At 58.2% G+C, this 7,102-nt stretch carries 6 protein-coding genes; 1 reads left to right on the plus strand and 5 read right to left on the minus strand.

The genetic code is table 11. The annotated features are described in order from the left end of the window. Positions 1-118 precede the first annotated feature (118 nt). Together AAAX59_RS01365 and glf are read right to left on the minus strand one after the other, a co-directional pair. Entirely contained in the window at positions 119-1,150 is a 1,032-nt protein-coding gene (locus tag AAAX59_RS01365; RefSeq protein WP_349070159.1) for a glycosyltransferase family 2 protein, read from the minus strand. Continuing rightward, the gene (gene glf, locus AAAX59_RS01370; protein WP_349070161.1) at positions 1,143-2,345 is read right to left on the minus strand and encodes a UDP-galactopyranose mutase; all 1,203 of its coding nucleotides are present in this window, start codon (positions 2,343-2,345) and stop codon (positions 1,143-1,145) included. The genes AAAX59_RS01365 and glf overlap by 8 nt, the downstream gene beginning before the upstream one ends. A 231-nt stretch (positions 2,346-2,576) precedes the next feature. Between glf and pta the strand changes: the two genes are divergently transcribed. Next, positions 2,577-3,557 carry a phosphate acetyltransferase gene (gene pta, locus AAAX59_RS01375; RefSeq protein WP_006234296.1) on the plus strand — a complete coding sequence of 327 codons (981 nt, stop codon included), beginning with the start codon at positions 2,577-2,579 and terminating at the stop codon, positions 3,555-3,557. Positions 3,558-3,905: 348 nt separating this feature from the next. Here the strand turns inward: pta and AAAX59_RS01380 are convergent, their stop codons facing one another. The 3 genes from AAAX59_RS01380 to AAAX59_RS01390 all read right to left on the minus strand — a co-directional run bounded on the left by AAAX59_RS01380 (position 3,906) and on the right by AAAX59_RS01390 (position 6,931). Further along, positions 3,906-5,084: an acetate kinase gene (locus AAAX59_RS01380; RefSeq protein WP_349070163.1), complete on the minus strand. Its 1,179-nt coding sequence runs from the start codon at positions 5,082-5,084 to the stop codon at positions 3,906-3,908. 164 nt (positions 5,085-5,248) lie between these two features. After that, positions 5,249-6,427 (minus strand): acetate kinase, encoded by a 1,179-nt coding sequence (locus AAAX59_RS01385; protein WP_349070166.1) that lies wholly within the window; start codon positions 6,425-6,427, stop codon positions 5,249-5,251. Positions 6,428-6,547: 120 nt separating this feature from the next. Next, positions 6,548-6,931, minus strand: a complete 384-nt coding sequence (locus AAAX59_RS01390) for a hypothetical protein (protein WP_349070168.1) — start codon at positions 6,929-6,931, stop codon at positions 6,548-6,550. Between the last annotated feature and the right edge of the window lie 171 nt (positions 6,932-7,102).

Here is a 7,102-nt window from a genome sequence, read left to right on the forward strand (position 1 = left end):
CAAGTTCCGCACGAGCCGGAAAGCACTTAATGTGCTTTCCGTGCGAGCAGGACTGTTCGCAGTAGCAAACTAAAGGCCAAGGGGCCCAGTCAACCTATCAGCAGCGATTACTCGGCAGCTAGTTGAATTTGAAGATCTTTGAGGCAAGACGGTATAGGCCGAGTGTGGTTTTGTCTCCGGCCCGTCCGCGCAGATTGGTGAAGAACCCGACCACGCCGTAGCGGGCACGACGATACATGCGCTCGTCGTAGGCCTTCAAATCATTCCACAGCGTCTTTAGGCGCTCGTCGGCGCAATCTTCCTCGGAAAGCTTGGTGAGCACCGAGCAGATCGCCATCATCATGGTGAAATAGCCCATCATGTACGAGCGCAGACGCGACGACTCAACATCGCTGTACAGGTGGTACGACTCCATCATGATGCGCGTCACACGGAACTGCTGGTCCAGACGCTTGACCATCGTGGCCTCGTTGACACTCTGGCCCTCGCGACCGATAAAGTAGCGATAGAGGTCGATGTCGGCGTAGTACATGGTCTTGCAACGCGGCAGCGGCACGTAGGCGTAGATGTTGTCCACATAGAACGTGTGCGGCGGCATGGGAAGGTTGGACTCGCGCAGCACATCCGTGCGATAGCACAGGCTGTGCATGAGTAGGTTCTGGTCCAGGCGGAAATGACCGATCTGATCCCAGGAAAAGATCTTCTTGCGCGGCAGGGCAAATTTGTAGCCAATAGCGGTATGCGTGCCCTCGTAAACCTTCTCGTACACGTAGTTCGAGATAAACAGGTCAACGCGCTGGTCGCGCTCCTCAAAGCCACGCAGAATCGACAGCATGGTCGAAAGGGCAGCGCCGTCAAGCCAGTCGTCCGAATCAACAACCTTGTAGTAGGTGCCCTGTGCCTCGCGCAGACCCGAAAGGACGGCAATACCGTGGCCGCCGTTCTCCTGGTGTACCGCGCGAATGATACCGGGATAACGCGCCTCCCACTCATCGGCCTTATCGGCCGTCTCGTCCTTGGAGCCGTCGTCCACCACGATAATCTCGATATCGGTGGCGTAATTGCTCCCCTCCAAGATGGAGGTGATGCAATGGTCCATGTCCTTGGCGGCGTTATACGAGGGAATACCGAATGTTATGACTTTATGCATGGCAGGCGATAATCTCATCCGAAAGATCGAGGGCGGAATTAGTCACAGCGTCCATATCGTAGTAACGATACTCGGCCAGACGGCCCACCGGGTGGAAGTTCGTCAGGTTCTGGACGCGCTCAAGATAGCGCTCATAGAGCTCACGGTTCTCGGGCTCAAGAATGGCGTAGTACGGTGTCTCGCCCGAGCCGGGCGTATAGGCCTTGGAGTACTCCTTCATGATGGTGGTCTTGCCGGGCAGGACCTGACCGGTCATGTTCTTGAACTCGGTGATGCGCGTGTAGTCCTCGCTCGTGGTGTAGTTGACGGTGCCCACGGGCTGGAACTGGTCCATATCGAGCGTCTCGAACTTCATATCGAGCGTGCGGTACGGCAACGCGCCCAAGTCGAGGTTGAACAGCTCATCGAGCGGACCTGTATAGACAATCTCGCCGCCGTAGACCTTACCGTCGACCTTGACGGTGGTCTCGTCGATCTCAAAGAGATCGCGGGCGTCCACGTCGCAGAACACGTCGATCAGGTCGTGGTCGAGCATGTGCTCAAAGAGCGCCGTGTAGCCCTCCTGCGGCATGCCCTGGAAGGGAGCTTGCGGGAAGTAGCGGTCATCATCGCCCACAAAGACGGGAACGCGGCCGGTGATCGAGGGGTCGATCTGATCGGGCGTCTGGCCCCACTGCTTCATGGTGTAATGCAAAAAGACATTCTCGTAGACGTAATCGGCGACCTCGGCAAGATCCGGGTCGTTCTTCTTACGCAGCTCCATAATGGGCACCTTGACATCCTTGCCAAAGGTCTCCACGAGCTTCTGATACAGCTCCTCGCCGCGCTCGTCACCAAAGGCGAGCTTGAGACTCGCATGGTTGAAGGGCACGGGCATAAGGGTACCGTTGATGTTGGCGAGCACCTTGTGCTGATAATCCGTCCACTTGGTAAAGCGCGACAGGAAATTGTGCACGCGCTCGTTAAAAGTGTGATAGATATGCGGACCGTACTCGTGGATCAGGATTCCGGCCTCGTCAGTGCAGTCATAGGCATTGCCCGCAATGTGGCTACGGCGCTCCAAAACGGCAACGCGATAGCCGATGGTCTCGGCAAGACGGCGGGCACAAACGGCACCGGCATATCCGGCACCGACGACAATCATGTCGTACGCGCCGGCGTAAAAGCCTTCAGGCAGGCCTGAGGTAATCTGCATCGATACTCCTTGTCAAAAGCCACGGGCTCATTAGCTGGGCTTTTCTCGAACATTCTTCGAGACATATTTATCAGAGCGATTATAGCGCTAATGCGTCCTATAATGAGCTTGCCACACAAGGAAAGCTCAAGCACAGCGGCGAACATAATTGAAAGGTAGACCCGCTAGCAGCGGGTTTATTCGTGAACAGCCGGGCGCCTGGAGCTTAGCGAAACGCTTGTAAGGAGTAACATGAGCGATTTCCTAAACCGTATGAAGTCTGCTGCCAAGGCCGACCTTAAGACGATCGTCCTGCCCGAGGGCGAGGATCCGCGCACTATCGTCGCGGCCACCAAAATCATCGAGGAGGGCCTGGCAAAGATCGTCATCCTGGGCAACCCCGACGAGATCAACGTTCCCGGCGCCACCGTCATCGACCCGCGCAATGCCGAGAAGCACGAGGAGTACGCGCAGAAGTTTGCCGAGCTCCGCGCCAAGAAGGGCGTCACCATCGAGCAGGCTCGCGCCCAAGTGATGGACGCCACCTACTTTGGCACCATGATGGTCAAGATGGGCGATGCCGACGGCCTGGTCTCCGGCGCCTGCCACTCCACCGCTGACACCTTGCGCCCCGCGCTGCAGATCCTCAAGACCGCCCCGGGCACCAAGCTGGTCTCGGCCTTCTTCGTGATGTGCACCGACACCCCGCAGTTCGGCACCGACGGCACGCTGATCTTCGCCGACTGCGGCCTCAACATCAACCCGTCCTCCGACGAGCTCTCCGAGATCGCCATCGCCTCCGCTCACTCCTGGTCCACCTTCATGGGCAATGTTGAGCCGCACGTGGCCATGCTCTCCTACTCCACCATGGGCTCCGCCGGCGGCGAGGTCGCCAAGAAGGTCCAAGAGGCCGTGAAGTTCTGCAAGGAGAAGGCTCCCGAACTCGCCATCGATGGCGACCTGCAGCTCGACGCCGCTATCGTCCCCACCGTCGCCCAGCTCAAGGCTCCCGGCTCCTCTGTCGCCGGCAAGGCCAACGTGCTCGTATTCCCCGACCTCGAGGCCGGCAACATCGGCTACAAGCTGGTCCAGCGCTTCGCCGGCGCCGACGCCTACGGCCCCATCCTGCAGGGCATCGCCAAGCCGGTCAACGACCTGTCGCGCGGCTGCTCCGCCGATGACATCGTGGGTGTCGTAGCCATCACCGCCGTCCAGGCTCAGATGGCTGAGTAGCGGACATATCCCCTCGGGACCCTACAGGGTAAAGCTCTGAAAACGTCCTCGGACATGCATGAAACCCCCGCTGCGCACTTCGTGCGGCGGGGGTTTCATGCGTCCTGCGGAATATTTTCAGAGCTTTACCCTGTAGGGTCCCTGCCGCCACGTAGCAATCAGGGAATCCGGGGTGGACGGCGGCTTGGCTACGAGCTGGAGCTGATGATCTGAATGGTCTGGTGCCGTTGCTGGGAGCGCAGGCGTTGCTGGTGATGATCACTTTGGGACTGGAATTTCCGCCTGCTAGTAAAAAGGCCTCCGGAGCTGTTGCTCTGGAGGCCTTTCGTTTACTTGCAAATGCGCGCGTTAGTTGTTCTTGGTCAGGCGCTCGACGTCGTGGGCGATCATGTATTCCTCGTCGGTGGGGATGACCATGACCGTGACGGCGGAACCGGCGGCACTGATGACCTGCGGGCCGTTGCCCACGGCCTCGCGGTTCTTGTTGTTGTCGATGCGTACGCCCAGCCACTCAAAGCAATCGCAGAAGGCCTTGCGGATCGACCAGTCGTTCTCGCCGATACCGGCGGTAAAGGTGATGGTGTCCACGCCCGCCATGGAAGCAATCATAGAGCCGGCCTGCTGCATGGCCTTGTAGGCGAACATATCGAAGGCGAGCAGGCAGCGCTCGTCGCCCTCGGAGGCGCGTGTACGGATGTCGCGGGCGTCGTTGGAGATACCCGAAATGGCAAGCAGGCCGGACTGCTTGTTCATCATGTCGTCGACTTCCTGGTAGCTGTAGCCGCCCTCGCGCTGCAGGTAGCATACGGTAGCCGGGTCAATGGAACCGCAGCGGGTGCCCATCATCAGACCGTCAAGCGGTGTGAGGCCCATCGTGGTGTCGCGGCACACGCCGTCCTCGATGGCGGCGAGCGAAGCGCCGTTGCCCAGATGGCACGAAAGCAGACGGTGACAGCGCGAGCCCAGGATCTCCTTGGCCATCATCCACTCGTAACGGTGGCTCGTGCCGTGGGCACCGTACTTGCGCACGTGGTACTTGTCGCACACGTCCTTGGGCAGCGCGTAGGTGTAGGCGACCTCGGGCATGGTCATGTGGAACGAGGTATCGAAGACGGCCACGTTGGGCAGCTCCGGATACTTCTCGCGGCAATACTCGATTGCTGAGGCCTCGCCGTAATTGTGCAGCGGGGCGAGCGGGGCCACCTCAAGGATCTTAGCCATGACCTCATCGTCGACGACTGCGGAATCATCGAAGTGCCAGCCGCCCTGAACGATACGGTGGCCGATGCCATCGATCGTAAAGTCGGTCTTCTCGAGCTCCTCGAGCACGCGAGCGATAGCAGAGCGATGATCGGGGAAGGGAACCTCCTCGGTCTGCTTGGCGCCACCGTTCTCGGAGTGGCCAAAGATACCCATGTCCGAGCCGATACGCTCGCAGTTGCCCTTGGCGAAAACCTCGCGGGTATCGGTATCCAGAAGCTGATATTTAAGGCTTGAGCTGCCGGCGTTGACAACAAGTACGTTCATGAGACTCCTTCGTGATTACAGTACGGTCGGCAAACCTATAAGGCGGCCGTACCTTTAATAAGAAGTTATCAGAATTCAATAAATATCTATTAAGCTCTTCGCCCAAAGAGCATAAAAGGGGGCTGAACGGCGCAAGGCCATCCAGTCCCCTCCCCTTGCATCAATTACTTACCGCTGACGATGCGCTCGACGTCGGAGGCGATCATGAACTCCTCATCCGTGGGGATGACGAAGATCTTGACCTTGGAATCCTTGGCGGACAGGCACCAAGCGCCGTCGCCACGCAGAGCGTTGCGGGCATGGTCCATCTTGACGCCCATAAAGGCCAGACGATCGGCCACGCCGGCGCGGACAGCCGGAGCGTGCTCGCCGATGCCGGCGGTAAAGACCAGGGTGTCCATGCCGCACATGGAAGTGGCCATCTCGGCAGCCTTGGCGGCAATCTTGTAAACGAACATATCGAAGGCGAGCTGGGCCTCGGGGTCACCAGCAGCGGCGAGCTCCTCGACGTTGCGGCAGTCGTTGGTCTTGCCGCCGGTCACAGCCAAAAGGCCGGACTTCTTGTTCATCATCTCATCGACCTCGTCGAAGGTATAGCCGCCCTCACGCTGCAGGTAGCACACGGTAGCCGGGTCGATGGAGCCACAGCGAGTGCCCATCATGACGCCGTCGAGCGGGGTGAGACCCATGGTGGTGTCCATGCACTTGCCGTCCTCGATAGCGCACAGGGAAGCACCGGAACCGATATGGCACACGACGACCTTGCGGGCCTCGCCGTTGGTCATCTCGGCGACCTTCTTGGAGATGTAACGGTAGCTGGTGCCATGAGCGCCATACTTACGGATGTGCAGCTTGTCGCAAACGTCCTTGGGCAGGGCGTAAGTCTTCGCAACCTCGGGCATGTTGAAGTGGAAAGCGGTGTCGTAGACCGTGACGTTGGGCAGGTCGGGATACTGCTCCAGGCAGTACTCGATAACGTTGGCCTCGGGGTTGTTGTGCAGCGGCGCCAGCGGGGCGACCTCGCGGATCTTGGCGAGAACGTCCTCGTCGACAAGGGAGGAATCACCAAAGTACCAACCGCCCTGAACGATGCGGTGGCCAATACCCTCGATCTTGACGCCGTTGGCCTCGAGGTCCTTCAGGACGGCCTCGATGGCGACCTTGTGGTCGGGGAACTCGATGTTCTCGGTCACCTTCTTGGAACCGTTGGCAGCATGGGTGAAGGTACCGCCGGTAAAGCAGACGCGCTCGCAGGAGCCCTTTGCGGACACCTTGTGGGACTTGGTATCGATGACCTGATACTTAAGGGTCGAAGATCCTGCGTTGACGACCAGAACGTTCATGTGTCTCCCTACTAACAGGCGGTGTGGCGCCGCCAGGTTACATACGCTTCAATAATAAACCCAAACGCCCTCGCGCTCGGGTTTATTGCGTTGATATATAAGTTATCGGTACCTAAATACTCATGTCCTTTGGCTTGTAAGACGAAAGAGCGCGGGGATATAAACCAAAGAAGAAATCCCGAGTGCGATAAGCAATACGACTCGAATGCCCACGATGTTGCTCAACGCAGCATTGAACAAGTAGAAAAGGATAGCGCCCACTGCAACCATCTGGCTTTGAACCGAAATCAGTGAACAGCGCATCGATGAATCGGCAGCATTTTGGAAAACTGAGTATTTAATTGGAGCAAATAACGAGTAAGCGACCGTCTGCAGTACATAGAACACGGGCAGCAAATAGACCGGAGTAAAGGGAATCAAAAACAAAGCTGCCAATACTAAGCGAATGATGCCGCAAATACGCGCAAAACGGCCCTTCTCGACACGAGCAATCACACTGGGCACAATAAACCCTATGGAGGCGGAGGCAAAGAGCTGGACCGCAATGGTGTTAGCGTCGGATTATTTTAGCAAAATATAGTCGGCCGAGATTGACCAATCCCGGCCGACCCATTTTAGCCAACACGCCCGCATCTATGACTTTCCTATCGCATTCCTACATCCCCTCGGGCTGGA

Origin of the sequence: Collinsella sp. CLA-ER-H2 (assembly GCF_040092405.1) — a bacterium.
Lineage (GTDB): Bacteria > Actinomycetota > Coriobacteriia > Coriobacteriales > Coriobacteriaceae > Collinsella.

Coding starts and splice junctions, on each gene's coding strand:
- pta (WP_006234296.1), top strand. CDS start 2,577: ATGAGCGATTTCCTAAACCGTATGAAGTCTGCTGCCAAGGCCGACCTT.
- AAAX59_RS01380 (WP_349070163.1), bottom strand. CDS start 5,084: ATGAACGTACTTGTTGTCAACGCCGGCAGCTCAAGCCTTAAATATCAG.
- glf (WP_349070161.1), bottom strand. CDS start 2,345: ATGCAGATTACCTCAGGCCTGCCTGAAGGCTTTTACGCCGGCGCGTAC.
- AAAX59_RS01385 (WP_349070166.1), bottom strand. CDS start 6,427: ATGAACGTTCTGGTCGTCAACGCAGGATCTTCGACCCTTAAGTATCAG.
- AAAX59_RS01365 (WP_349070159.1), bottom strand. CDS start 1,150: ATGCATAAAGTCATAACATTCGGTATTCCCTCGTATAACGCCGCCAAG.